At 74.3% G+C, this 25,872-nt stretch carries 22 protein-coding genes; 4 read left to right on the top strand and 18 right to left on the bottom strand.

The window, feature by feature from the left end; all coding sequences use genetic code 11:
* Positions 1-74 precede the first annotated feature (74 nt).
* Complete coding sequence (locus ABD899_RS05545) at positions 75-2,102, bottom strand: HNH endonuclease signature motif containing protein (protein WP_345203277.1); 2,028 nt, start codon at positions 2,100-2,102, stop codon at positions 75-77.
* Between the two features lie 268 nt (positions 2,103-2,370).
* Between ABD899_RS05545 and ABD899_RS05540 the strand changes: the two genes are divergently transcribed.
* Positions 2,371-4,365, top strand: a complete 1,995-nt coding sequence (locus ABD899_RS05540) for a thioredoxin domain-containing protein (RefSeq protein WP_345203274.1) — start codon at positions 2,371-2,373, stop codon at positions 4,363-4,365.
* 33 nt (positions 4,366-4,398) lie between these two features.
* On the opposite strand, the gene ABD899_RS05535 is transcribed toward ABD899_RS05540, so the two are convergent.
* From ABD899_RS05535 to ABD899_RS05525, 3 genes are read right to left on the bottom strand one after another with little or no spacing between them, the layout of a single operon-like run.
* Positions 4,399-5,175, bottom strand: a complete 777-nt coding sequence (locus ABD899_RS05535) for an FAD:protein FMN transferase (protein ID WP_345203271.1) — start codon at positions 5,173-5,175, stop codon at positions 4,399-4,401.
* Positions 5,175-5,648 (bottom strand): FMN-binding protein, encoded by a 474-nt coding sequence (locus ABD899_RS05530; RefSeq protein ID WP_345203268.1) that lies wholly within the window; start codon positions 5,646-5,648, stop codon positions 5,175-5,177. Before ABD899_RS05530 ends, ABD899_RS05535 begins: the two co-directional genes overlap by 1 nt.
* Before the next feature lie 37 nt (positions 5,649-5,685).
* A complete protein-coding gene (locus ABD899_RS05525; protein ID WP_345203266.1) occupies positions 5,686-7,032 on the bottom strand; it encodes a ferredoxin reductase family protein in 1,347 nt (448 codons plus the stop codon).
* Positions 7,033-7,380: 348 nt separating this feature from the next.
* Between ABD899_RS05525 and ABD899_RS05520 the strand changes: the two genes are divergently transcribed.
* Positions 7,381-9,294, top strand: a complete 1,914-nt coding sequence (locus ABD899_RS05520) for an alpha-amylase family protein (protein ID WP_345203263.1) — start codon at positions 7,381-7,383, stop codon at positions 9,292-9,294.
* A gap of 153 nt (positions 9,295-9,447) precedes the next feature.
* Here ABD899_RS05520 and ABD899_RS05515 read toward each other — a convergent pair whose 3' ends face one another.
* The 7 genes from ABD899_RS05515 to ispG all read right to left on the bottom strand — a co-directional run bounded on the left by ABD899_RS05515 (position 9,448) and on the right by ispG (position 16,704).
* The gene (locus ABD899_RS05515) at positions 9,448-10,227 is read right to left on the bottom strand and encodes a TSUP family transporter (RefSeq protein WP_425474939.1); all 780 of its coding nucleotides are present in this window, start codon (positions 10,225-10,227) and stop codon (positions 9,448-9,450) included.
* A gap of 2 nt (positions 10,228-10,229) precedes the next feature.
* A complete protein-coding gene (locus tag ABD899_RS05510) occupies positions 10,230-10,988 on the bottom strand; it encodes an HAD family hydrolase (RefSeq protein ID WP_345203261.1) in 759 nt (252 codons plus the stop codon).
* Positions 10,985-12,754 (bottom strand): proline--tRNA ligase, encoded by a 1,770-nt coding sequence (locus ABD899_RS05505; protein ID WP_345203259.1) that lies wholly within the window; start codon positions 12,752-12,754, stop codon positions 10,985-10,987. The genes ABD899_RS05510 and ABD899_RS05505 overlap by 4 nt, the downstream gene beginning before the upstream one ends.
* A 99-nt stretch (positions 12,755-12,853) precedes the next feature.
* Positions 12,854-13,630, bottom strand: a complete 777-nt coding sequence (locus ABD899_RS05500; protein WP_345203257.1) for a sulfite exporter TauE/SafE family protein — start codon at positions 13,628-13,630, stop codon at positions 12,854-12,856.
* A 17-nt stretch (positions 13,631-13,647) separates the two neighbouring features.
* Positions 13,648-14,550, bottom strand: coding sequence for a GNAT family N-acetyltransferase (locus ABD899_RS05495; RefSeq protein WP_345203255.1), 903 nt, complete (start codon positions 14,548-14,550; stop codon positions 13,648-13,650).
* Positions 14,551-14,633: 83 nt separating this feature from the next.
* Complete coding sequence (locus ABD899_RS05490; RefSeq protein WP_345203253.1) at positions 14,634-15,479, bottom strand: GNAT family N-acetyltransferase; 846 nt, start codon at positions 15,477-15,479, stop codon at positions 14,634-14,636.
* Between the two features lie 64 nt (positions 15,480-15,543).
* Positions 15,544-16,704: a flavodoxin-dependent (E)-4-hydroxy-3-methylbut-2-enyl-diphosphate synthase gene (gene ispG / locus ABD899_RS05485; protein WP_345203250.1), complete on the bottom strand. Its 1,161-nt coding sequence runs from the start codon at positions 16,702-16,704 to the stop codon at positions 15,544-15,546.
* A gap of 46 nt (positions 16,705-16,750) precedes the next feature.
* Between ispG and ABD899_RS05480 the strand changes: the two genes are divergently transcribed.
* Positions 16,751-17,689, top strand: coding sequence for a hypothetical protein (locus tag ABD899_RS05480; RefSeq protein WP_345203247.1), 939 nt, complete (start codon positions 16,751-16,753; stop codon positions 17,687-17,689).
* Positions 17,690-17,799: 110 nt separating this feature from the next.
* Here ABD899_RS05480 and ABD899_RS05475 read toward each other — a convergent pair whose 3' ends face one another.
* Genes ABD899_RS05475 through ABD899_RS05455 form a run of 5 tightly spaced genes read right to left on the bottom strand, consistent with a single transcriptional unit; the run spans position 17,800 to position 22,353 of the window.
* Complete coding sequence (locus ABD899_RS05475) at positions 17,800-19,164, bottom strand: M50 family metallopeptidase (protein WP_345203245.1); 1,365 nt, start codon at positions 19,162-19,164, stop codon at positions 17,800-17,802.
* Positions 19,161-20,372 (bottom strand): 1-deoxy-D-xylulose-5-phosphate reductoisomerase, encoded by a 1,212-nt coding sequence (gene dxr, locus ABD899_RS05470; RefSeq protein WP_345203242.1) that lies wholly within the window; start codon positions 20,370-20,372, stop codon positions 19,161-19,163. Before dxr ends, ABD899_RS05475 begins: the two co-directional genes overlap by 4 nt.
* Before the next feature lie 10 nt (positions 20,373-20,382).
* Positions 20,383-20,730, bottom strand: a complete 348-nt coding sequence (locus ABD899_RS05465; RefSeq protein WP_345203240.1) for a barstar family protein — start codon at positions 20,728-20,730, stop codon at positions 20,383-20,385.
* The gene (locus tag ABD899_RS05460; RefSeq protein WP_345203238.1) at positions 20,727-21,227 is read right to left on the bottom strand and encodes a guanyl-specific ribonuclease; all 501 of its coding nucleotides are present in this window, start codon (positions 21,225-21,227) and stop codon (positions 20,727-20,729) included. The genes ABD899_RS05465 and ABD899_RS05460 overlap by 4 nt, the downstream gene beginning before the upstream one ends.
* A 19-nt stretch (positions 21,228-21,246) precedes the next feature.
* A complete protein-coding gene (locus tag ABD899_RS05455) occupies positions 21,247-22,353 on the bottom strand; it encodes a helix-turn-helix transcriptional regulator (protein WP_345203235.1) in 1,107 nt (368 codons plus the stop codon).
* A gap of 105 nt (positions 22,354-22,458) precedes the next feature.
* On the opposite strand from ABD899_RS05455, the gene ABD899_RS05450 reads away from it, so the two are divergent.
* A complete protein-coding gene (locus ABD899_RS05450; RefSeq protein WP_345203233.1) occupies positions 22,459-23,100 on the top strand; it encodes a hemerythrin domain-containing protein in 642 nt (213 codons plus the stop codon).
* A gap of 109 nt (positions 23,101-23,209) precedes the next feature.
* On the opposite strand, the gene ABD899_RS05445 is transcribed toward ABD899_RS05450, so the two are convergent.
* Both ABD899_RS05445 and ABD899_RS05440 read right to left on the bottom strand, forming a co-directional pair.
* The gene (locus tag ABD899_RS05445; protein ID WP_345203231.1) at positions 23,210-24,331 is read right to left on the bottom strand and encodes a DnaB-like helicase C-terminal domain-containing protein; all 1,122 of its coding nucleotides are present in this window, start codon (positions 24,329-24,331) and stop codon (positions 23,210-23,212) included.
* Positions 24,332-24,395: 64 nt separating this feature from the next.
* The gene (locus ABD899_RS05440) at positions 24,396-25,856 is read right to left on the bottom strand and encodes an NAD-dependent succinate-semialdehyde dehydrogenase (protein WP_345203229.1); all 1,461 of its coding nucleotides are present in this window, start codon (positions 25,854-25,856) and stop codon (positions 24,396-24,398) included.
* Positions 25,857-25,872: the final 16 nt, after the last annotated feature.

Genomic DNA, 25,872 nt, shown 5'->3' with positions numbered 1-25,872 from the left:
CCGTGCACGAGGACGACCGACCGGTGCCCGTTCTGAGGGCCACGGAGTGGTATCGGTTCGGACCCGCATCCCGGTCAGAACGGCGGGTCGTCGTCTGGGTTCCGTCGCTGGGTGCGTCCGGGTCGGCGGGTGCGGCTCCGGCACCCCGAACCACTGCCGACGTCGACCCGGATCGTGCGCAGGGCGAGGTCCACCCGGACCGCTGTCGCGCACGGCGGGAGCGGGGGGTGCGCGGTCGCCACGGCGTGCTCGAGGACGAGGTCGAGCGCCCCCTGTGGCTGCCAGTCGTCGCCCGGGCAGCACGGGGCCGGCGCGGGGTCGGTGGCGCCGACCGGGGTTGCCGGAAGGACGACGGGGGTGAGCCTGTTGAGCGCGTTCGTGGAGCGGACCCGACCGGTGGGGTCGGTCCAGGTGGCAACGGCGTCCGGGCGAAGACGCACCCTCCATCCGGGCCGCTGCTTGATCCGGTGGTGCCGCCTGCATACGGCCATGAGGTTGCGCGCCGCGGTCGGTCCGAGCGGCCAGGGCCGCACGTGGTCCAGATCGCAGAACCGCGCGGCGACCGAGCACCCCGGGAAGCGACACCGTCCGTCGCGGGCGCGCACGAACGCCGCGAGACGGGCGCTCGGCCGGTAGCCGCCTGTGGCCAGCGTGTCCTCGGGGTCGGTCAGGGCCCCGGTGACCGGGTGGCACACGAACGGGATCACCCATGGCGGACTCGCGGCCCCGGGCGCGGCCCTCCCCAAGCCGCGCAGCCACCCTCGCGGCACCAGGAGCGGCTCGAACGGACGCGAGCCCTGGACCTCCACCAGGTCGTCGTCGGAGATCGACCGTCCGCCCTCGGCAGAGCCACCCTCCGGGCTGCGGGGGTTCCTCGCCGGCATCGGCTCGGGACCCGGCACGTCCGAGTGCGGCTCGGCGTCGAGGTCATCGAGCGTCTCCCGCTCGGCCGCCGGCTCGCTCGCCCCACCCGTCTCCCGCTCGCTCGCCCCACCCGTCTCCCGCTCGCTCGCCCCACCCGTCTCGCGCTCGCCCGCCGTACCGAGATCCGGTTCGTCGCCTGAGCCAGTCGGGGCCCCTGCACCCCGCGGCTGAGCTGCGGGTTCGTCGGTGGGAAGGTCGGCGGGAGTGGTCAGGGAGAGCACGGCCTCGACGGTGGCGTTCCCGGTGACGAGATCGGTCAGTGCCTTCGCCCGCGCGCGCTCGATGCCCTGGCACACTCCATCCGCGACGTACTGCTGGGCCAGCGCGTCGATCGCGGCCCAGGCCCCGGCGGCCTCCTCGGAGGGAAAGGTGCCGTCCCACCGGTCCAGACCCGGCTCGTCAACCCAGCGCCGCAACCCGCTGCGAGCCCTGGCCCGCCGGGCCCGCTCCACGAGGAGGTCGGGGCAGATCCGGGCCAACACCTGCCTCACCCGTCGGCGCAGGTCGCCGCCGGTCTCCCTCTCGAAGTACTCCTGGAGCGCCTCGACGACCGCCGCCGCCACCTGCGGGGGCGCCAGGTCGAGCTCGTCGGCGACCACACCCGCCCGATACCCGTCCAGGCGCCCGGCCCGCATCGCCTCGTGCAGGCCCGCGAGCCCCGTCGAGGACGAGGAGCCGCTCGGCCCGTCGGCGGCCCACCGCACCGCGGACCCCATCCGTCGGGCCGCGTGCTGATGGGTGGCCGCCAGCGCGGGCGCCGCCAGATCCGGCGCGTCGAGTGCCTGGTGCCCGAGGGGGTGCGCCCGCTCCACGAGGGTGCCGTCCTCGGCGAGCTCGACCTCGATGCACGCCAACCTCGCCAGTGCGGCGTCCTGCGCGGCGGTCAGCGAGTTCACCACCGCCTGGCACTGCGCGACCAGGCCCACCCACTCCGCGCTCGGGAGTCCCGACGCCGGGGACGCGGCCCGCGCGTGCACGTCCGCCAGCCACGCCGTCGCCTCGGCCGGTAGGCCGGACGGCAGCACCGGCGCGGCCTTCCCGGCCACGCCCGGGAGCTCAGCGGCCGGGGCGACCCCGGGGCGCCCGACACCCTCGGGCCCATCGGCGAGCGCCGGGCCGTCGGCAGCGCACGACCCGCCGACACCCCACCGGCCACCGGCCCCGTCCGCGAGCTCCATCGCCCCTGCCCTCCTCTCCACGCCGCACCCACCCCACCCGACGCACCGACCACCTTGACCGGGAATCGCTGCGGGACAACCCCTTCCCCAGCGCGACTCCGACTCCTCGTCGACACGTCATGTCTACCAGCGACCACCGACAGCCCTTCCCGACCCGGCCAGCGCCGACCGCCGAAGAGTCGGCGACGCCCGCCCGCCGGCATCCGACGCCGCCCACCGGCCGGCATCCGAACGCCTCCCCGTCACCCGTCCGGCATACCGTGGACGAATGGCGAACCGGCTCGCACACTCCCTCAGCCCGTACCTCCTCCAGCACGCCGACAACCCGGTCGACTGGTGGGAGTGGGGCGACGACGCCTTCGCCGAGGCTCGCCGTCGCGACGTGCCGATCCTGCTCTCCGTCGGGTACGCCGCCTGCCACTGGTGCCACGTCATGGCCCACGAGTGCTTCGAGGACGACGAGGTCGCGGCGACGGTCAACGCCCGCTACGTCGCCGTCAAGGTCGACCGTGAGGAGCGGCCGGACGTCGACGCCGTGTACATGGCCGCCACGACCGCCCTCACCGGCAGCGGGGGCTGGCCGATGACCTGCCTCCTGACGCCCGCCGGCGACCCCTTCTTCGCCGGCACCTACCTGCCCAAGCCGCAGCTCATGGCGCTGCTCGACAACGCGTCCGAGGCGTGGGTGACCCAGCGCGACCGGGTCCTCGCGTCCGGCGCCCACGTCGCCGACCGGCTGAGGGAGGTGACCGCGCCGCCCCCACCCAGCTCCCTCGACGAGGACGTCTGCGACGCGGCGGTCCGCCGCCTGCGGTCCACCTACGACGAGGCCCGTGGCGGCTTCGGCGGGGCGCCGAAGTTCCCGCCGTCGATGGTCCTCGAGTTCCTCCTGCGCCACCACGCGCGCACCGGGTCGCCCGACGCGCTCGCCATGGCGCGGCGCACCTGCGAGGCGATGGCCCGGGGCGGGATGTACGACCAGCTCGGCGGCGGGTTCGCGCGGTACGCCGTCGACGCCGACTGGGTGGTCCCCCACTTCGAGAAGATGCTCTACGACAACGCGCTCCTCCTGCGCGTCTACACGCACCTGTGGCGGTCCACCGGGGACGACCTCGCCCGCCGGGTGGCGCTGGAGACGGCCGAGTTCCTCCTGCGCGACCTGCGCACCGACGAGGGCGCGTTCGCCTCGGCGCTCGACGCCGACACCGTCGTCGACGGGCACTCCCACGAGGGCCTCACCTACGCGTGGTCGCCCGCGCAGCTCACCGAGGTGCTCGGGCCCGACGACGGCGCGACGGCGGCCCACCTCCTCGGCGTCACGGCGCGGGGGACCTTCGAGCACGGGCTCTCCACGCTCCAGCTGCGCGCCGACCCGCCCGACGCGGTCTGGTGGGCAGAGGTCCGCGCCCGACTGCTCGCGGCCCGGGCGACGCGACCCCAGCCCAGCCGTGACGACAAGGTGGTCACCGCCTGGAACGGCCTCGCCGTCGCAGCCCTCGCGGATGCCGGCGCGATCCTCGGGCGCCCCGAACTCGTCACCGCCGCGGAGCAGGCCGCGTCGTTCGTCCTGGGCGTCCACGACGTCGAGGGGATGCTGCGGCGCACCTCGCGGGGCGGGCGGGTCGGGTCCGCGCCCGCCGTGCTCGACGACCACGCCGACCTCGCCGAGGGACTGCTCGCCCTCCACCAGGCGACCGGCGACGCCAGCTGGGCCGAGGCCGCGGCCTCCTTGCTCGCCCGCGCGCTCGACCGCTTCGTCGACCCCGACGGCACGGTGCACGACACGGCGCACGACGCCGCCGCCCTCTTCGCCCGTCCGGCGGGCCGCACCGACAACGCCGAGCCGGCGGGGGCATCCGCCCTCGCCGGAGCCCTGCTGACCCACGCCGCCCTGACCGGCTCCGCGAGCCGGCTCGCGACGGCATCCGGCGTCCTCGACACGTGCGGCCCGATCGCGCGCCAGGACCCCCGGTTCGCGGGCTGGGCGCTCGCGGTGGCCGAGGCGGTGCTGGCCGGGCCGCTCCAGGTGGCCGTCGTCGGGTCCGGACCGGACGCCGACGCGTTGCTCGCCACGACGCGCTCGAGCACGTCACCCGGGTTGGTGCTCGCCCACGGGATGCCGGACGCGCCCGGCCTCCCGCTCCTCACCGACCGCCCGCTCGTCGGGGGGCGACCGGCGGCCTACGTGTGCCGGGGATTCGTGTGCGACCGCCCCGTCACCTCCGCCGACGACCTCCGGGCCGCCCTGGCGAGCGCCCGCTGAGCTCGTCGCCGGCCGCGCTCGGCGGCACCCTCGTCACCCGAGCAGCAGCTCGTACCCCGCGTTCCTGCGGGCCATGAGCCGCCGGGCCCGTTCGGGGTCCACCCACGCGGCGGTCGCCCAGACGTCGGCCCACAGCAGGTCCGGGCCGACGACCGTGGCCGACCCGGCGCGGGTGATGCCCACCCCGGTCCTCGGGTCGACGACGTGTCCGCCGCGCGCTGCGGCACCGGACGTCGCCACCGCCCCGCGGCGCACGGTGACGACCCGGGCAACGGCGCCCGCCCGGCGTGGGTCCTCGATCCCGACCCGCCACGAGGGCGGCGCGGCCGAGACCCCGGCACCGGCCCCCACGACGACGTCCCCGCCGGCCCCGATGGCGTACGCGACCTCGGGCACGATGTCGAGGTGGGCGGCGGCACCGGCCACGGCCCAGCCCTTGACGAGCCCGGTCGGGTCGAACGCCACCCGGCCGCCCGGTCGGCTGCGCCACGCCCGGAAGAGCCCGTCGGTGCGGTCCTCGGCCTCGAGGCACAGCTCGGTGACGTCGGCGACCCAGGCGTGCGCCTCCTCCGACTCGCCGTGCTGGAGGCGGAGCAGGTCGCTGTCGGAGCGCCACGTGCTGAGCACCGCGTCGACCCTGCGCAGGTGCCCGAACACCCGGCGCACCCCCGCCTCGAGGTCCGGCCGTGACGGGTCCACCGCGCGAACGTGCACGCTGACCGGCATCCCCATGATCTGCTCGACCCACGCGCGCCGCGCCAGCCGTGGGGGCGCCGGCGCCGCGGGAGCCACGGGGAGCCCGGCGGTCATCACAGGCCGGCCTCGTCGATCGCCGACTGGAGCGACCCGATGTACCCCTGCGAGGTGTACGTCGCACCCGAGACCATGTCGATGTCCGCACTCTGCGCGTCGACGGCCTCGGCGTTGAGGATCGGCACGGCACGCGAGTTGATCTCCTGGTCCCTCGGGTTGCCCCACGGCACCCGGGTCACCTCGGATGCCGTGATCCGTCCGCCCTCGACCGTGATGACGACCTGGACGTCGCCGAACCGGGTGCTCACGGCGTCGCCGGTGTACGTGGCGGCGCCGGACGACGCGCCGGAGTCGTTCGACTCCCCGCTGCCGGTCGAGGCGTCCGGCTCGGATGCCGTGCCGCTCCCGCTCCCGCTCCCGGGGTCGGCGACGACGCTGCCCGCGGTGCCCGGGCTCGTCGACGTGTGGTAGCTGAAGAGGAGCACGAGGGCGCAGATCGTGCTGAGCAGCCAGGTCGTGATGCGGCGCATGTCGGGGTCCTTCGTCACTCGGCCGGGTGCCACGGGGTCAGTAGGTGAAGCGTTCGAGGTGGATGTGGTCGCGCGGCACCCCGGCGCCGATCGCGGCCGTGCGCGCGGCCGTCATCCAGCCGTCGGTCCCGCAGATGAAGACGTCGTGTGCGGCCACGTCGGGCACGAGCTCGCGCAGGGCGTCGACGTCACTGAGCCGGCGGGCCTGCTCCGGCAGCCAGCTCGGCCGGTCGGGCACCCGGGGGCCCTCGACGACGAGGTGGCGGGCACCGCGGGCCGCGGCGAGTGCGGTGAGCTCGTCGCCGAGCACGGCGTCCTGCGCCGAGTGCACCCGGTGCACGACCGTGACGTCGCCCGGTGCCTGGTCGAGGTCCTCGAGGAGGGCCCGCAGGGGCGCGATGCCGATGCCCGAGCCCATGAGCAGCACCTTGCGCCGCGAGCGCACCCCCTCGTGGAGTCGGCCGTACGGGCCCTCGACGAGGACCCGCGTCCCGGGACGCAGGGTCGCGAGCCGGCTCGACCCGTCGCCCACGTGGGCGACCGTGAGGCGCAGCGTCGCGCCGTCGGGTGCCGCCGAGATCGAGTAGGGATGGGCGCGGGTCCAGCCGGGACCGTCGAGGAAGCGCCACTGGAAGAACTGGCCGGCGCGGACCGGCATCCGGGAGACCCCTGCGCCACCGACGGTGACCGTCGTGACCCCCGGACCCTCGGGCCGGACGTCGACGACCCGGAGCGGGGCGCGCAGGGAGCGCCAGAGCGGCAGAGCGACCCGGAAGGCGAGTACCGACCCGGCGCACACGGCGTACAGGCCCCACCAGAACGCGGTGGCGGTCTGTGACGACAGGAAGTCGGTGCCCGTCCACAGCTGGTGCGGCAGGGCGAGCCCGGCGCCGAGGTAGCCGTAGAGGTGGATGAGGTGCCAGGACTCGTAGCGCAGCCGGCGGCGGGCGCGGCGAACGGATGTCAGGACGACCATGACGAGGGCAGCCGTCCCGGCGACGGCGAGGAGCATGCCGGGGTACCCGACGACGAGGTCGACGACCGTCCCCCAGATGCCGAGTGCCGACCCGGCGGCGTACCCGAGGGTGATGAGCGCGATGTGGGCGAGCATGAGGGTGGACGACGCGAGGCCGACGAGGCGGTGGGTGCGCGCCAGCTCGTCCTGCCCCCAGGCCTGCTCGACCCACGGCACCCGGGCCATGAGGAAGACCTGGAGCAGGAGCAGCGCCGACGCGAGCAGCCCGGTGAGCCGGCCGGTGGACGTCAGCGCCCCCGCGAGCGACCCCAGCTCGCGGATGCCGCCGCCCCCGACCCACAGGGCGGTGACCGCCAGGAGGACGAGCCAGCCGGCGGCGGCGGTGGCGTCGCGCCACCAGCTCGGCACGGGCCCGAGCCGGCCCCGACGCACGGGCTGCGTCGGACGCACGGGCCGCGACGGGTGCACGGGCCGCGTCGGGTGCACGGGCCGCGTCGGATGCACGGGGCGCGTCGGGTGCGCCGGCGGCCCCGCGGTGCTCGTGCTCATGGGCTCCACGCTCGACCCTCAGGCTGTGTGCCTCCTGTGCGCCCGGTGGGTGGTGGCGATGAGCCGGTGGACCCCGGTGGCGCGGCGGACCGTTGCGTCCGGCACCTTGGGGGCCCCAGCCCCCGACCCGCCGGACGCAGGGCGGCGCCGCGACGGCATCCGCCCGGCTCTGTGCAAACGCTTGCGCCGATGGGCGAGAATGCCCGCGTGAGCCGACCGGTGCCCCCGCCCGTGATCCCCCTCCCCGACGGTCTGAGCGAGGACCGGGCCGTCATGTTCCGCACCCGGGTCGAGCGCTGGTGGCCCGACCTGCTCGGGGGCCTCACCGTGGCGTACGGCGCCGAGCGGGCCCCGGCCCTCGGCGCCGAGCTCGTCGCGCTCGCGGCCTCCGCCTTCGCCGCGCGATCCGACCGGCTCCACGTGCGCGACCTCGAGCGGATGCTGCGCCCCGACTGGCTCCAGGACCCCTCGATGGTCGGCTACGCGGCCTACACCGAGCGTTTCGCCGGCGACCTGCGCGGGGTGGTGGAGCACCTGCCCTACCTCGACGAGCTCGGCGTGCGCTACCTGCACCTCATGCCGCTCCTCCGCCCCCGCGAAGGCGACAACGACGGTGGCTACGCCGTCGCCGACTACCGGTCGGTGCGACCCGACCTCGGGACGATGGACGACCTCGAGCACCTCGCCGGGCAGCTGCACGCCAGCGGGATGAGCCTCGTGCTCGACCTGGTGCTCAACCACGTGGCCCGCGAGCACGAGTGGGCGGTCCGGGCCCGTGCCGGCGACCCGGTGCACCGCGAGTACTTCCACGTCTTCGCCGACCGCACCCTGCCCGACGCCTACGAGGAGACGCTGCCCGAGGTCTTCCCGGACTTCGCGCCCGGCAACTTCACGTGGGACGAGGACCTGCAGGGCTGGGTCTGGACGACGTTCAACGAGTTCCAGTGGGACGTCAACTGGGGCAACCCCCGGGTGCTGTACGAGTACGCCTCGATCATCCTCGAGCTCGCGAACCGCGGGGTCGACGTGCTCCGCCTCGACGCCATCGCGTTCCTGTGGAAGCGGCTCGGCACCGACTGCCAGGGCGAGCCCGAGGTGCACGCGCTCACCCAGGTGCTGCGCGCGGTGACCCGGATCGCCTGCCCGGCGGTCGCGTTCAAGGCCGAGGCCATCGTCGCCCCGACGAAGCTGCTCGCCTACCTCGGGGCCGGCTCCTACACCGGCAAGGTGAGCGACCTCGCCTACCACAACAGCCTCATGGTCCAGGTGTGGTCGATGCTCGCCTCCCGGGACGTCCGCCTCGCCGCCCACGCCCTCGGCTCCCTGCCGCCGAAGCCCCCGACGGCGACCTGGCTGACCTACCTGCGCTGCCACGACGACATCGGCTGGGCGATCATGGACGAGGATGCCGCGGCGCTCGGCATGGGCGGGCACGCGCACCGCAGCTTCCTCGCCCACTGGTACGCGGGCGACTTCTGGGGCTCCCCCGCCCGGGGGCTCGTCTTCCAGTACAACCCCGAGACCGACGACCGCCGCACGAGCGGCACCGCGGCATCCCTCGTCGGGCTCGAGTCGGCCACGTCGACCGCCGAGGTCGACCGGGCCGCATCGGCGCTGCGCCTCGCCCACGCGCTCGTCCTGGGCTGGGGCGGCATCCCGGTCATCTGGAGCGGGGACGAGCTCGGCCAGCCGAACGACCCCGACTGGGCGAAGGAGCCCGGCCACGAGGACGACAACCGCTGGGCGCACCGGCCGCGGCTGGACTGGACCCGGGCGGAGCAGCGGCACGACCGGGGCACGGTCGCCGGGCGCGTCTTCGGCGACCTCGTCGGGCTCGTCCGGGCCCGGGGCCGGCTGCCGCACCTCCACGGGTCGGTCGAGACCCAGGTCGGGCCGGTCGACGACCCCGGCGTGCTCGTCACCCTGCGCGAGCACCCCGTGGGGCGGTTCGTCGGCGTGCACAACGTCACCCCGCAGTGGCGGCCCTGGCCGGGTTGGCGCGTCAACGAGCTCGGCGTCGCCGACTCGCGCGACGAGATCACCGGCGAGGCCCTGCCGTGGGGCGGCGACGGCAACGTGTGGCTGCCGCCCTACGCCGTGCTCTGGCTCACCACCCCCTGACGACGCCCCGCCGAGGGGTGACCGTCAGCCACGGCGCCGACTTCGTGCGAGTTGCGCACGCTTTCGCCCTCAAGAGCGGCGCGGGAACCGTGCGTAAGCCGCACGGGGTCGATGGAGGCCGCGGATGCCGTGGGGCCGGCATCGGGTCGTCCGTCACCACCAGCCGAGCAGGTCGCCCCCGATCCGGACGATGAAGCCGCCCACCACGACGATGAAGACCACCCGCACGAACCGGTTGCCTCGTGACACCGCCGTGCGAGCGCCCACGTAGCCCCCGACCACGTTGGTCGCCGCCATCACGACGGCCACCCGCCACATGATGTGGCCGCCGGGCGCGAACACGGTGAGGGCCCCGAGGTTCGTCGCGAGGTTCGCGATCTTCGCCTTCGCGCTCGCCTCCAGGAAGGCGTAGCCCATGAGCCCGACGAGGGTCAGGACGAAGAAGGACCCGGTGCCGGGGCCGAGGGCGCCGTCGTAGACGCCGATGACGAAGCCCGTCAGCATCGCCACGGCGGTGTGGCGGTGCCCGGACCAGCGCAGCTGGGTCTCCACTCCGAGTGAGGGCCTGAGCAACGTGTAGGCCCCCACGGCGACGAGCATGACGAAGATGACGGGGTTGAACGCCGCCTTGGGGATGTGCAGCCCGATCAGGGCACCGACGACGGCGCCGACGTAGGCCACCGCCGCCATCGGCAGCGCCGTCCGCAGGTCGGGCCGGACCCTTCGGTAGTACGTCACCGACGAGGTGGCGGTGCCCCAGATCGACCCGAACTTGTTCGTCGCCAGCACCTGCGCCGGGGTGGCCCCGGGCACGCCGAGCAGGATCGCGGGCAGCTGGATGAGCCCTCCCCCACCGACGACCGCGTCGACCCAGCCCGCGAGGAACCCCGCGAGGCCGAGCAGCACGACGACCTCGACCCCCAGGTCCTCCACGCTCAGGTCACGCCCGACCAGGCGTCGACGATAGCGAGCACGTCGAGCAGCTCGTGGGCGCGACCGTCCGGCACCGCCGTCACCTCGACGCGCTGCTCGGCGGGGATGTCCGAGTGCGGGATCCACACGGCGCGCATCCCGACCTGCTGGGGTCCGTGGACGTCCTCGAAGATCCGGTCGCCGACGTAGACGGCCCGCCGCGGCTCGACGTCGAGTGCACGGCAGATCGCCCGGAACGCCTCGGGGTGCGGCTTGACGTGGTCGATCTCGCTCGAGTAGATGTCGGCGTCGAGGAGGTCGAGGACGCCGTCACGCTCGAAGATCGCGCGGTGGTAGTCACGCGACCAGATCGTGTTCGAGAGGACCCCGACCCGGATGCCGCGCTCGCGCAGCCCCTGCCACAGCGGCCGCACCTGCGGGTCGGTGTGGGTGTGCGGCTCCCAGAACCCGCGGTAGGCGGCGAGCGCGAGGTGGTGGCGGTCGTGGGCGGCGTCGATGCCGGCCGCCTCGAGGATGTCGGCGAGCGCCGCGGAGGAGTGCTCCTCGCGCCCGCGCCGCCAGGCCTCGGACTCGGCCTCGAGGATGCGGTCGGCGAGCCGGTGGGCCTCGACGAGGTCCGCGTCGGGGACGTCGGGCGAGTCGACGGGGATGCCGTGCACCTCCCGGGCGAACACCCGCCACTGCTCGGGCATGTCGACCTCGTGCCAGGGCGTCAGCGTGCCGCCCCAGTCGAAGACGACCGCCTCGACGGGCTGCGTCACGTGAGACCGACCTCGGCGAGCACCTCGTCGACCGCCGAGGCGACGGCGACGTCGCGCCGCTCGCCGGAGCGGCGGTCCTTGAGCTCGATCGTGCCCTCGGCGAGCCCGCGCCCGACGACGACGATCGTCGGCACGCCGATGAGCTCGGCGTCCTTGAACTTCACGCCGGGGCTCGCCTGTCGGCGGTCGTCGAGCAGCACCTCGGCCCCGCGCGCCTCCAGCTCGCGGGTGAGCTCCTCGGCGTACGCGAGCACCGCGTCGTCCTTGCCGGTCGCGACGACGTGGACGTCGGCCGGGGCGAGCGCCCGCGGCCAGACGAGGCCGAGGTCGTCGTGGTTGCCCTCGGCGACGCACGCGACGGCGCGCGAGACCCCGACGCCGTACGACCCCATCGTCACGGTGCGCAGCTTCCCGTTCTCGTCGAGCACGGTGAGGTCGAGCGCCTCGGCGTACTTCCTGCCGAGCTGGAAGATGTGCCCCATCTCGATGCCGCGCGCCGACTCCAGGCCGTGGCCGCACGCGGGGCAGGCGTCGCCGTCGCGCACCTCGGCGGCCTCGATCGTGCCGTCGGCGGTGAAGTCGCGACCCGCGACGAGGTCGAGGACGTGGTGCCCGGGCTCGTCTGCTCCGGTCACCCACGCCGTGCCCTCGCTGACCCGCGGGTCGAGGAGGTAGCGGATGCCGCTCGCGCGCTCGGCCCCGAGCACGCCGGGGCCGATGTAGCCCTTGGCGAGCGTGGGGTGGGCCGCGAAGTCCGCCTCGCCGAACGCGTCGACGACGGCCGGCTCGACCTGCGCCCCGAGCCGCTTCTCGTCGACCTCGCGGTCGCCGGGCAGGCCGATCGCGAGCGGCTCACGGGTGCCGTCGGGGTGCACGAGCACGACGACGACGTTCTTGAGGGTGTCGGCGGCCGTCCACGGCCGGCCGTCCGCGCGGGGGAAGGCGTCGTTGAGGTGGTCGACGAGCGTGTCGATCGTCGGGGTGTCCGGGGTGTCCTCGACGTGGGCGGCGGGCACCGCGGACGCGTCGACGGCATCCGGCACCGGCACCCGCACCGCCTCGACGTTCGCGGCGAAGCCACAGCTCGTGCACCGCACGTAGGTGTCCTCGCCGTTGGCGGCGGTGGCGAGGAACTCCTCGGACTTCGAGCCGCCCATGGCCCCCGCCATGGCCTGGACGATGACGTAGTGGAACCCGAGCCGGTCGAAGATCCGCACGTACGCGTCGCGGTGCAGCTCGTAGCTCTTGTCGAGCCCGGCGTCGTCGAGGTCGAAGGAGTAGGAGTCCTTCATGACGAACTCGCGCCCGCGCAGCAGCCCGGCGCGCGGCCGCGCCTCGTCGCGGTACTTCGTCTGGATCTGGTAGATCGACAGCGGCAGGTCCTTGTACGAGCTGTACAGGTCCTTGACGGCGAGGGTGAACATCTCCTCGTGGGTGGGCCCGAGCAGGTGGTCGGCACCCTTGCGGTCGACGAGCCGGAAGACGTTCTCGCCGTACTCGCCCCAGCGCCCGGTCTGCTCGTAGGGCTCGCGCGGGAGCAGCGCGGGGAAGAGCAGCTCCTGGGCGCCGATCGCGTCCATCTCCTCGCGCACGATCGTCTCGACCCGGCGCAGCACCTTCAGGCCGAGCGGCAGCCACGTGTAGATGCCGGGGCTGACCCGGCGGATGTAGCCCGCCCGCACGAGCAGCTGGTGGCTCGGGACCTCGGCGTCCGCAGGGTTCTCGCGAAGGGTTCGCAGGAACAGGGACGACATGCGCATGGCCACGGGAGGGCTCCTGGGGTCGGGTGGACAACCCGCCAAGGATAACGACGCGGGCGGATGCCGGTCGCGCCCCTCCCGCTCCGGCCTCGCCGGCTGCCCGGATCAGGCGGACAGGGCGCTCTGGCCGAGCACGACGACGCCCATGACGAGGACGAACCACCCGAACGCCTGACGCAGCCGGTCCTGGGGGACGCGACCGGAGAGCAGGGCGCCGAGCACGCTGCCGACCACGGCCATGCCCGTCACGGCGAAGGCCAGGCCCCAGTCGATGGTCACCGACGACAGGTAGCCCGCGAGCCCCGCGAACGACTTCATGGCGATGACGAGCAGGGAGGTGCCGACCGCGACCGGCATCGGCAGGCCGCCGAGCAGCACGAGGGCCGGGACGACGAGGAACCCGCCACCGGCTCCGACGAGGCCGGTCACGAGGCCGACGACGACCCCCTCGAGCAGGACGAGCTTGACCGGCAGGTCGTGGGCGCCGCGCCCGGGGCCGTCGCCGTCCTCACCGGCGGGGGCCGCCCGACCGCGCCCACGGATCATCGCGACGGCGGTCGCGACCATCATGAGCGCGAAGGCGACGAGCAGGAGCGTGCCGGGGATGAACTCGGCGACCCGCCCGCCGGCGTAGGCACCGAGCATCGCAGCCACCCCGAAGACGGCGCCGGTGCGCCAGCGCACCCGCCCGGCCCGGGCGTGCGGCACGAGTGCGGCGAGGCTGGTCACCCCCACGACGAGCAGCGAGGTCGCGATGGCCTCCTTGGCCTCCAGGCCCGCGACGTAGACGAGCAGCGGGACGGTGAGGATGGACCCCCCGCCACCGAGCAGCCCGAGGGCGACGCCGACGAGCACGGCGAGGAGGAGGACGACCGGCGACATGCCCGACAGCATACCCCCTAGGGTATGTGTGCGGTGCCGCCCAGGCTCTCCACCGGGGTGACCTGCTGGAACCTTGCGCGCTGCCCGTGGTCGACGAACCCGAGCCGCAGGTAGAGATCGTGCGCGCTCGGGTTGTCGACGTTGACCGCGAGCCACGCCTGCTGGCACCCCGCCTTGCGCAGGGCCCGCAGCGAGCGCACGACGAGGTGTGCCCCGAGCCGCCGGCCCCGCCAGTTCGGGACCACCCCGACCTGGTCGATCCAGTCGTCGGAGATGGTGACGAAGCCCACGACGAGTCCCTCGTCGTCGAGCGCCACACGCGACAGGTCGGGCCGGAACCCCGCCTCCTCCTCGACGGAGGCGACCCACTCGTCGAGGGGTGTGCCCGGGAAGCCGGGGCGCGTCGCGAACGACCGTGAGTAGGCGGTGTGGAACAGCACGGAGGTGTCGTCGGTCCACGGGTGGGTGTGCACGCCGTCGGGCCGCGGGATCTTCGGGATCTCGACGAGCGGGTGGCGCATGACGTGCTCGGCGAAGGTGCGGCGCAGGCCCAGGCGCTGCGCCAGGGCGTCGGACTCGGGTGAGGTGGTCTCGGCGACGAGGCGCAGGAGGCTGCCGCCTGACTGCTCGAGCGCCCAGCGGACGAGCTCTTCGCCCAGGCCCTGCTGCCGGGCCGACGGGTGGACGAGGCCGGTCGCGGCCCGTTGGCCCGAGGCGTCGACGAACACCGAGGCCGCGGCGACGAGGTCACCCGTCTCGTCACGGCCCCCGACCGACTGCCCCGAGAGGAAGAGCTGCCGGAGCATCGGCTCGGTGCCCAGGAGCGGCAGGCCGCCGTCCTTCTCGAGGCACCGCTCGGCGAGGTGCGCGAGGGCGCCGAGGTCGGCCTCGGAGAGAGGCTTCCAGTCGAGGGTCGACACGGCGGGCTCAGCGCGACGTGGTGGGTGCCGGGGTGGGACTCGGGGTCAGCGGAGCGGGGGCCATACCTCATCCAACCACTCGGTCACAGGAGCACCGTCGAGAAGTCCCCCACCTCACGGAAACCGATGTGCTCGTACGTGGCCCGCGCCGCCGTGTTGAAGTCGTTGACGTACAGCGTGACGAGCGGGGCCGGGCCGACCATGACCTGCTCGACGACGCTCGCGAGCATCGGCACGGCGAGCCCGCGGCCGCGCAGCTCGGGGGCGAGCCACACGCCCTGGAGCTGGGCGCACCCCAGGGCCAGGCTGCCGACGTCGGTCTTGAAGACGACCCTGCCGCCCTCGACGACGACGTAGGTGTGGCCACGCGCCGCGAGCCCGGCGAGCGACGCGCGGTAGCCCCGGTCGCTGCCCCGGTACGGCGGGTAGCCGATCTCGGCCGTGAACATGTGCTCGGCCGCGGGCAGCACGAGGTCGACCTCGTCGGGGCGGGCGGGGCGCACCCGGGGGTCGAGCGGCACGCCGAGGGCGGACGGCATCCGGTCCGCGACGAGGAGCGGCTGGTGGCCACGGACCGCCCGGGGCGGGCCCCAGTGCGGCTCGAGGTGGGCCCAGAGGCCCCCGACCTCCTCGCGGCGGCCGAACACCGACGCGCAGCGGCCGCGCCAGCGCCGGACCCGCTCGGCGAAGGCCCCCCGGCTCTCGTCGGTCGTCGCGACGGGGACGACGTTGGCGCTCGCCCAGCACAGGGCGGTCAGCTCGCCGTCGACGCGGTGCCCGAGGACGCTCGACAGCGAGCCGGACCGGGCCCCCTCGAGGATGCGCGCGGCGACGAAGACGGCCCCGGGCAGGTCCTGGGCGCACACGGCGAGGGCCTCGTCACGGTCGGCGAGCGACAGGGGACGGACCGGGGAGCGCGTGCGCAGCACGGGACCAGACTAGGGCGCGCGCGTCGGGTGGCGCTGCGCGTCGCGCTCGGCCGGCACCGGTGCCTCAGCCGACGCTGACCGACGGAGCGCCCGCCGACTCCTCGTCGACCGGCTCGCCCATCTCCTCGGCGAGGCGCATGGCCTCCTCGATGAGGGTCTCGACGATCTGGGCCTCGGGCACCGTCTTGATGACCTCACCCTTGACGAAGATCTGGCCCTTGCCGTTGCCCGACGCGACGCCGAGGTCGGCCTCGCGGGCCTCGCCCGGCCCGTTGACGACGCAGCCCATGACGGCCACGCGCAGCGGCACCGTCATCCCCTCGAGGCCCGCGGTCACCTGGTCGGCGAGCGTGTAGACGTCGACCTGCGCGCGCCCGCACGACGGGCACGAGACGATCTCGAGCTTGCGGGGGCGCAGGTTGAGCGACTGGAGGATCTGGATGCCGACCTTGACCTCCTCGACCGGGGGCGCCGACAGGGAGACCCGGATCGTGTCGCCGATGCCCTGCGAGAGCAGCGCGCCGAACGCGGTCGCCGACTTGATCGTGCCCTGGAAGGCCGGCCCGGCCTCGGTGACCCCGAGGTGCAGCGGCCAGTCGCCGCGCTCGGCGAGCAGCTGGTAGGCGCGGATCATGACGACCGGGTCGTTGTGCTTGACCGAGATCTTGAAGTCGTGGAAGTCGTGCTCCTCGAACAGGCCGGCCTCCCATACGGCCGACTCGACGAGCGCCTCGGCCGTCGGCTTGCCGTACTTGTCGAGGAGGCGCTTGTCGAGCGAGCCGGCGTTGACACCGATCCGGATCGAGACGCCGGCCTCCTTCGCGCGCCGGGCGATCTCGCCGACCTGGTCGTCGAACTGGCGGATGTTGCCCGGGTTGACGCGCACCGCGGCACAGCCGGCGTCGATCGCGGCGTAGACGTACTTGGGCTGGAAGTGGATGTCGGCGATGACCGGGATCTGCGACTTGCGCGCGATGGCGGGCAGGGCGTCGGCGTCGTCCTGGCTCGGGCAGGCGACCCGCACGATGTCGCAGCCGGATGCCGTGAGCTCGGCGATCTGCTGGAGCGTCGCGTTGATGTCGGTCGTCGGCGTCGTCGTCATCGACTGCACCGAGACCGGGGCGTCGCCCCCGACCTCCACCTTGCCGACCCTGATCTTGCGGCTCTGTCGGCGGGGCGCGACGACGGGCGGGGGCAGCGGGGGCATACCGAGGGAGACGGACATGGCCCAAAGCCTACGTCCGCGCGCGGCACGCGCCATGATCGAGCCCGTGGACACCCGAGACACTCTCGACCGCGCCATCGCCGACGACCACGAGGCCGAGCACCTGCGCGCCAGGCTCGCCGGGCTTCGGGAGGAGGCCGCGGCGGCCCGCGCCGACCTCGTGCGGCTGCGCGACCGGCACCTCGCCGAGGAGGACGACGTCCGGTCGCTCGAGGGGCTCTCCCTCACGGCCGTGCTGGCGGCCGTGCGCGGCACGCGGACCGGGGCGCTGGACCGCGAGCGGGCGGAGGAGGTCGCCGCCCGGTATGCGGTGCAGTCGGCGACGGCGCACCTGCAGGCCGTCGAGGACCGGCGCGAGGACGTCGACCGCCGGCTCGCCCGGCTCGGGGACACCGCGGCCCGACGCGAGGCCGCGCTGCAGGAGCACGCCCGGGCACTGCAGGCCTCCGGTCAGGTCGCACCGGCCGGGCTCGACGCGGTGCTCGACGAGCTCGCCGAGGCCCGGGCGCAGGCGAGCGACCTCGAGCAGGCCCGCGAGGCCGGCATCCGGGCGGCGACGGCCCTCGACGCGGCGCTGCGCGAGCTCGGCTCGGCCGACTCGTGGTCGGCGTACGACACCTGGCTCGGGGGCGGGCTCGTCTCCTCGGCGCTCACACACGATCGCATCGACGGGGCGGGGCGGCGCATCGCGCAGGCCCAGGAGGCCCTGGTCGACCTCGCCCGCGAGCTCGACGACGTCGACGGGCTGACCGGGCTGCGGGCGGACCTCGGCATCTCGCCGACGGCGCGCACCCTCGACGTGTGGTTCGACAACGCCGTGAGCGACCTGTCCGTGCGCTCGAGCATCAAGGACGGGGCCGGACGGGTGGCGGCGGCCGCGGCGGCCGTCCGGGAGGCGATGCAGGGCCTCGCGGTGCGCGGCGCCGCCCTCGACGAGCGGATCACCGCGCTGCGCGCCCGGCGCGACGCGCTGCTGGCCGGCTGAGGGCCCGCCCCGCCCCACCGCTGGCGACCTCGTGCGGCATGCCTACCGTTCCTCGCCCCGTCCCCGGGCAGAACCGCACACAGGTCGCACCGGGTCGGTGGGCGGGGGGGTCAGCCGCCGAGGTTGACCGGCTTGACGAGGTCGGCGTAGATGAGCAGCAAGGAGGCGCCGAGCAGCACCATCGAGACCGTGTAGGCGATCGGGAGCGCCTTCGCGACGTCGACGTAGCCGGGGTCGGGGCGCCCGCGCAGGCGCGCGACCTGGCGCTTCAGCCCCTCCCAGAGGGCCCCGGCGACGTGCCCGCCGTCGAGCGGCAGCAGCGGGATGAGGTTGAAGACGAAGAGCATGAAGTTGAGCGCCGCGAGCAGCCCGACGAGGAACCACAGCTTGGAGCCTGCCGACTCGCCGACGAACGCGTCGTACTTGCCGCCGCTCGCCTCCCCCGCGACGCGACCGACGCCGACGACGGACATCGGGCTGTCGACCTCTCGCTCGGCGCCCCCGAAGGCGGCCTCCCAGACGCCGACCATCCGCGCGGGCACGTGGACGAGCGCCTCGGCCGTCTGGCTGACGAAGCCCCAGATGATGCCGGGCACGGCCGTGACGGGCTGCGGGACGTAGTCGACCGGGGCGGTCGTGCGCACCCCGAGGAAGCCGGCCTCGGTCGTCAGGGGGGTGCCGTCGTCGCCGAGGACGGGCGTGCCGTCGTCGGCGAGGACGGGCACGACGTTGCGGATCGGCGTCGCCGTGACGGTGACCTCCTCGCCGTCGCGCTCGAGGACGACGGCGACCGGCTCACCGACCCGGGGGCGCACGAGGGCACCGACGTCGCGGGTGTCGTCGACGGGCTGGCCGTCGATCGAGAGGATCTCGTCGCCCGGCAGGATGCCGGCCGCGAGGGCGGGCGTGGCCGGCTGGTCCGTGCACGTCGTCGCCTCGCCGGCCTCGGTGACGGGCACGACGCACTGGGAGACGGACGCGACGACCGCGCCCGGCTGCACGGTGGCGACGCCGTGCACGGTGACGAGCAGGGTGAGCAGGACGACGCCGATGAGGAGGTTCATCGTCGGCCCGCCGAGCATGACGACGACCTTCCTCGGCACGCTGAGGCGGTAGAAGACCCGGTTCTCGTCGCCGGGTCGCACCTCCTCGAGGCTCGCCGCGCGGGCCTCGTCGACGAGCTGGCTGAACCGCCCGGTGCTCGACGCGCGCACCGTGCCCGGCGCGTCGCCCGGGCGGGGCGGGAACATGCCGATCATCCGGATGTAGCCGCCGAGCGGGATCGCCTTGACGCCGTACTCCGTCTCGCCGCGCCGGCGTGACCACAGGGTCGGACCGAACCCGACCATGTACTGGGTCACGCGCACCCCGAACCGCTTGGCCGGCACGAGGTGCCCGACCTCGTGCAGGGCGATCGAGAGCGCCACCCCCGTGGCCATGAAGAGCACCCCGAGGAGGAACGCGATGGTGGTCAAGGGGCCTCCCCGGTCGTGTCGGCGTCGGACGCGACGCCGATGAGGTGGGCGGCGCGGTGACGGGCCCACCGGTCGGCGGCGAGCACTCCCTCAACGCTCGAGGCGTCGTGATCACTCCCATTGTGCGCCTCGACGACGCGTGCGACGGTGTCGACGATGTCCGTGAACGCGATGGCACCGTCGTGGAAGGCGTCGACGCAGACCTCGTTGGCCGCGTTGTAGACCGCCGGGAAGGTACCCCCGGCCTCACCGACGAGCCGGGCGAGGCGCACGGCCGGGAACGCGTCGTCGTCGAGGGGGTGGAACTCCCAGCTCTGGGCCCGGGTCCAGTCGCACGGCTCGTCGACGTCCTCGAGCCGCTCGGGCCACGACAGGCCGAGGGCGATCGGCACGAGCATCCGCGGTGGTCCGAGCTGGGCGATCGTCGACCCGTCGTGGAACTCGACCATCGAGTGGATCTGCTGCTGGGGGTGGACGACGACGTCGATGCGGTCGAACGGGATGTCGAACAGCAGGTGCGCCTCGATGACCTCGAGGCCCTTGTTGACCAGGGTCGCGGAGTTCGTCGTGATGACCCGGCCCATCGCGAAGTTCGGGTGGGCGAGCGCCTCCTGCGGGGTGACCCCGGCGAGGTCGGAGCGGCTGCGCCCCCGGAACGGCCCGCCGCTCGCGGTGACGACGAGGCGGCGCACCTCGTCGGCCCGGCCGCCGCGCAGGCTCTGGGCGATCGCGCTGTGCTCCGAGTCGACGGGGACGATCTGGTCGGGGCGTGCCGCCCGCTTGACGAGCGGGCCGCCGACGATGAGCGACTCCTTGTTCGCGAGCGCGAGCACCGACCCGGCGTCGAGGGCGGCGAGCGTGGGTCGCAGCCCGATCGACCCGGTGATGCCGTTGAGCACGACGTCGGCGCCGCAGCCCGCGGCGACCGTGGCGGCGTCGGCGCCGACGACGACGTCGACGACGGATGCCGGCCGGCCGGCATCCGCCGCGGCCGCGGCCAGCGCCTCGCGCACCTGCTCGACCTCGCCGCGGGCGACCGCGACGAGCGGCACGGCGTGCTCGACGGCCTGGCGGGCGAGCAGGTCGACGTTGCCGCCGGCGGACAGGGCCGAGACGGTGAACCGGCCGGGGTGGGCGGCGACGACCTCGAGGGCCTGGGTGCCGATCGAGCCGGTGGAGCCGAGGACGGCGACGGAGCGGGTGGTCACGCGGCCATTGTCAGCGCTCGACGACCGTGACGTGAAAACGGGGGTGGGCCAGCGCCACCTCACCGAGCACCCCGCGCAGCTCGGCGAGCACGAACGGGTCCTCGCGGCCGAGGGCGGCGAGCCCGTCGACGACGAGCTCCCACTCCCCCTCGGCGTGCCGGGCGACGTGGTGCAGGCAGTCGGCGAGGGCGTCGAGGTTGCCCCCGAACCACGCGGGGAAGTCGAGCGCGTCGGCGAACGCCTCGAGGGTGGCGGCCTTGGTGTCCGCCGCGGTGACGACGTGCACCTCGCGCCCCTCGGCGACGGCGTCGGCGACGAGGCCGTCGACGTCGGTCCGCGGCCCGAGGTGGCGGATCACCTGCCCACCTCGACCTGGCGGAACGAGGCGTAGTGGTCGACGGTCCAGTAGAGGTCGCCACCCCGGCCCTCGACGAGGCGGCGCGGCCCCCGGTCGTCCTCCCCCGGGGTCTCGACGGTGAACTCGCGGTAGTAGCCCCGGGGCTGCGGGGGCAGCAGTCCCTCGCGGTTGCCGAAGACCTCGTCGTCCTCGTCGTGGGGGAACGGGCCTCCCTGGCGGATGAGCACGAGGGTGCTGCGGGCCTCGGCCGGCAGTGCGCTCTCGGCGACCCGGGGCAGGTCCGACCCGGGGGTGCGGTCCGGGCCGGGGGACACGGTCGGCTGCACGGCGGCCGTCGTCGCGAGCGGCGGGGCCGGGGTCGAGCGCTCGGCCTCGGGACGCGCGAGGGTCCACATGAGCACGAGCGTGGCCACGACGAGCACCACCACGGCCCAGCCCCGGACGGGCGAGCCCCCCGTGGCAGGCCCGGCGGCGATGCGCTGGGAGCGGCTGGGCACGGCTCAGCCTAACCGCGCGTCAGGACGGTACGAACCAGCCGTCCGGGCCGACGGGCGAGCCGACCCGGGGCAGGCACTCGGTGTCGACCAGGCGCGCGACGAGCCGGCGCCGGCTGTTGACGCCGGCCTTGGCGAAGATGTTCTTGAGGTGGTCCTGCACGGTGTACGGGCTGATGACGAGGGCCCGCGCCATCTCCTCGCGCGTCGCACCGCGCAGCGAGAGCAGCAGCACCTGGCACTCGCGACGGGTCAGCCCGTAGGCGGCACCCATGAGGGACACGAGCTCCGGGGGCCGGGCTCGCTCGAGCGTCATGACGACCCGGCGGGGTGGGTTCTCGTCGTCGTGGCGACCAGCCCTGACGACGAGCCACTCGCCATCACGGGTCCGGGTCCGCAGCACGAGGGTCTCCTGACCCGAGGCGCGCAGCCGTGAGGCGACGAGGGCCGCCGGGGCGTGGGGCACCGGGCGGCCGGTGGCGCCCCAGCCGAGCCGCTCGAAGAGCTCGAGCGCCGCAGGGGTGGCCATCTCGAACTCGTTGTCCGCACCGACGACGGCGATGGCCGGACCCTCGGCGTCGGCCGCCACCCGGCCCACCCCGTCACGGAAGAGCATGGCGCGCAGGCCGTGCCCGACGTCGGTGAGCACCGATGCGATCGCGGCCTCCTCCGGGGCGGTGAACTGCGACGCGCCCCGGCGCGACAGGGTGGCCACGCCCCAGACGAGGCCGTCGCCGCCGCGGAAGACCATCCGCACCTCGTCCCCCAGCCCGTACGGTGCCAGGAGCTCGGCGTACCGCAGGGTCGCCCGCACGCGGTCACCGCTCGCCTCGCGCAGCGTCTGGATCGGCACCCGGGCGCGCACCATCGACTCGAAGCTGCCGGGCTCGTCGGCCTCGCCGTACTCGACCTCGGCGGCCATCGCGTAGGCGCGGGGGTCGTCGTAGCCGCGCGTCGTCAGCGACGTGGGGACGAGGGCGTAGGGGTCCGTCCCGCCGAGGCACCCGGCGTCGAACGGGACGCGCTCGTGGATCGCGTCCAGCACCTCGTGCCGGAACGCCTCGCTGTCGGGCGCCGAGCGGGCCGCGTCGCGGACCCGGGCCCGCAGCCGCTCTGCGACCAGGGGCATGGGTTCGAGTATCCCCCTCGAAAGTGGGATTGAGAACCTCCGGCCGCGAGGCCGACCCTGAGGAGGAGGTGCACGGCGCACCCGCCGCACGAGAGGAGCCCGACCGTGACCACGACCCTCACCGACACGGACATGGATGTCATGCGCATCCTGCACAACGCGTTCCGACGCGACGGCGCCCGGCTCGAAGGAGCAGCCGAGGTGTACGGCACACAGGACGAGGAGGCGCACGACGCCCTGCTGCTCGGCTGGCACGGCTTCAGCTCCTCCCTCCACCACCACCACACCATCGAGGACACCCACATCTGGCCGGTCATCCGGGCCAAGCTCGCCGACCACCCCGACGGGCTGGCGGTCCTCGACGCCATGGAGGAGGAGCACTCCCGCATCGACCCGGCGCTCGAGGCGGTCGAGCGCGCCTTCGACGACCGGGACGCCGGCGTCGACGAGGTCGCCGCCCGGATCGACGCCCTCGTCGAGCTGCTCCGCTCGCACCTCGCCCACGAGGAGCGCGACGCCTTCCCGCTCATCCGCACGATGATCACGAGGCAGGAGTGGGACGCGCTCAACAAGGCGGCCCTCAAGGAGCTGTCGTTGAGCGAGGTCGCGCAGCTCGGCCCGTGGATCCTCGAGGGCGCCCCGCCGGACGACGTGCGCACCGTCCTGGCCGAGCTGCCCCCACCCCTGCGGCTCGTGCACCGCTACTGGTGGAACCCGCGCTACCGGAAGGCCCGGCGCTGGGAGTGACCCGCCGGGAGTGCCTCGCGGGGAGTGACCCCGCGGGGAGGGCCCCCGCCGGGGGGTACCCGGCCGGGAGGGACCCTGCGGGGAGGGACTCCGCTGAGGTGTCCCGCGGTCAGGTCGTGAAGACGCGCTCCTCGATGAGCCGCTCGGTGACGACCTGGGCCCGGGGGTGGAAGCGGCCGTGCTCGAAGTCCTTCTCGACCTCGAGCTCGACGTGGCCCTGCCCGTGGCGGTTCTTCTCGATCGTCACGACGGCCCAGCGGCGGAACCGCTGGATGCTGCCGAGGTCGTAGACGAGGTGCTCGCGCGAGACGATGTTCTCCTTGCTCGACAGGATGAGCACGATGTCGGCCTCGTAGGCGAGCGCCGAGGAGCCGCGCAGGTCGCGGGTGCGCATCCGGTGCCCGGCGCCCAGGCTCTCGCGGTCGGCGGCGGAGATCGCGACGACCGGGCACTCGAGCTCGAGGGCCATGTCCTTGAGGGTCTCGGTGACGACGGTGACCCGCGAGGCCTCGTCGCCGGTGTGCCCGACGAGCGGCATCTTCTGGAGGTAGTCGACGAGCACCATGGGGGGCTCGCCGGCCTCCTCCTGGACCGCCGTGACGACCCGGGCGACCTCGGTCGGGGTCGTCGTCGGGTTGGACTCGTGGATGTGCAGGCGCGCGGCGTAGTCGTGGACGGCCGCGAGGGCCTGCTCGCCGTACGGCACGCGGGAGAGCGCGTCGGCCAGCCCGCGGCGGTCGGGGTCCTCGGCCTCGAACACCGACCGCACGGCGTGCACGTCGGCGGCCGCGGCGGGGTGCTGGCCGAGCTCGACGGCGATCGTCGCCGCCTCGAGGGAGATGAGGCGCTGGATGAGGGTCCCGGCCTCGTGCTCGAAGGAGAACACGACCGCGTGCCGCCCGGTGCGCACCGCGTTGCGCACCATCTGGAGGCCGATCGTCGTCTTGCCCGACCCCTCGCTGCCGCCGAGCAGGACGAGCTCACCCGAGCGCAGCCCCCCGTCGAGGGTGGAGTCGAGCAGGTCGAAGCCGCTCGGCCAGACCGTGGCGCCGGGGCGGGCGCCGCGCCGCAGGGCGTCGTCGGCCTCGTCGAGGAGGGACTGTACGGAGCGCCGCCGGTCGCGGTGGTGCGCGCTCGCGTCGAGCCCGAGGGGTTCGGGTGCGTCGACCGGGTCGATCGGGTCGCCCGTCGTCGCGGGGTCGGCTGCGCCGATGTCGCTGCTCGTGCTCATGGAGGACATGACACCACCTGCGACCCTCTCGTGGGACGACATCGGGACAACGGTGACGAGCGCGTCAGAGCGCGATGCCGACGTACTTCGTCTCGAGGTACTCGTCGATGCCCTCGAAGCCGCCCTCCCGGCCGAAGCCGGACTGCTTGACCCCGCCGAAGGGGGCCGCGGGGTTGGACACGATGCCGGTGTTGACGCCGATCATCCCGAACTCCATGGCCTCGGCCACGCGGAGCATCCGGTTCTGGTCGTTGGTGAAGACGTAGCCGACGAGACCGTACTCGGTCGCGTTGGCCTTCGCGACGGCGTCCGCGTCGTCGGTGAAGGTGCACACGGGGGCGACCGGGCCGAAGATCTCCTCGGTGAGGCAGCGGCTGTCCGCGGGCACCTGGGCCAGCACGGTCGGCTCGTAGAAGAACCCCGGCCCGGGGACCGCGGCCCCGCCCGTGAGCACCGTGGCGCCACGGCCCACGGCATCCCGGACCAGCTCGTCGACCCCGTCGCGGGCCCTGGCGGTGATGAGCGGCCCGACGTCGACGCCCTCCCGGGTGCCCTCACCGACGACGAGGGCGCCCATCCGGGCGGCGAACTTCGCGGCGAACTCGTCCGCGAGCGACTCGTGGACGAAGAAGCGGTTGGCGGCCGTGCAGGCCTCGCCGATGTTGCGCATCTTGGCGAGCATGGCGCCCTCGACCGCGGCGTCGACGTCGGCGTCCTCGAAGACGAGGAACGGGGCGTTGCCCCCGAGCTCCATCGACAGGCGCAGCAGCTGCTCGGCCGACTGCTCGACGAGCACCTTGCCGACCTGGGTGGAACCGGTGAAGGTGAGCTTGCGCAGCCGTGGGTCGCGGATGACCGGCTCGCACAGGGCGCCGGAGTGGGTCGTCGTGACGACGTTGAGGACGCCGTCGGGCAGACCGGACTCCTGCATGACCTGGGCGAGCAGCAGCATCGTCAGCGGCGTCTCGTGCGCGGGCTTGACGACCATGGTGCAGCCCGCCGCCACCGCCGGGCCGATCTTGCGGGTGCCCATGGCGAGCGGGAAGTTCCACGGCGTGATCATGAGCGTGGGGCCGACCGGCTGCTTCATCGTGAGCAGGCGGGAGGCGCCGTTGGGGGCGACCGAGTAGCGGCCGTGGATGCGCACGGCCTCCTCGGCGAACCAGCGGAAGAACTCGGCGCCGTAGGCCACCTCACCCCGGGCCTCCGCGACGGTCTTGCCCATCTCCAGGCTCATGAGCGTCGCGAACTCGTCGGTGCGCGCGATGAGTGCCTCGAAGGCGCGGCGCAGGATCTCGCTGCGCTCGCGCGGCGGGGTCGCCGCCCAGCCGGCCTGGGCGTCGTGGGCCGCGGCGAGGGCGGCGAGGCCGTCGTCCGGCGTGGCGTCGGCGCAGGTGGTCAGGGTGGCCCCGCTGCTCGGGTCGGACACCTCGAAGCGCGCCCCACCGCTCGCCTCGCGCCAGCCGCCGCCGATGAGCAGGCGGGTGGGGACGGAGTCGATGAGGGCGGTGTGGGTGGTCGCCATGGCGTGCTTCCTTCGT

Source organism: Fodinibacter luteus, from assembly GCF_039541575.1.
Taxonomy (GTDB): Bacteria; Actinomycetota; Actinomycetes; order Actinomycetales; family Dermatophilaceae; genus Fodinibacter; species Fodinibacter luteus.
The sequence above is the reverse complement of the archived record's forward strand: the minus strand, read 5'-3'. Positions and strand labels throughout refer to the sequence as shown.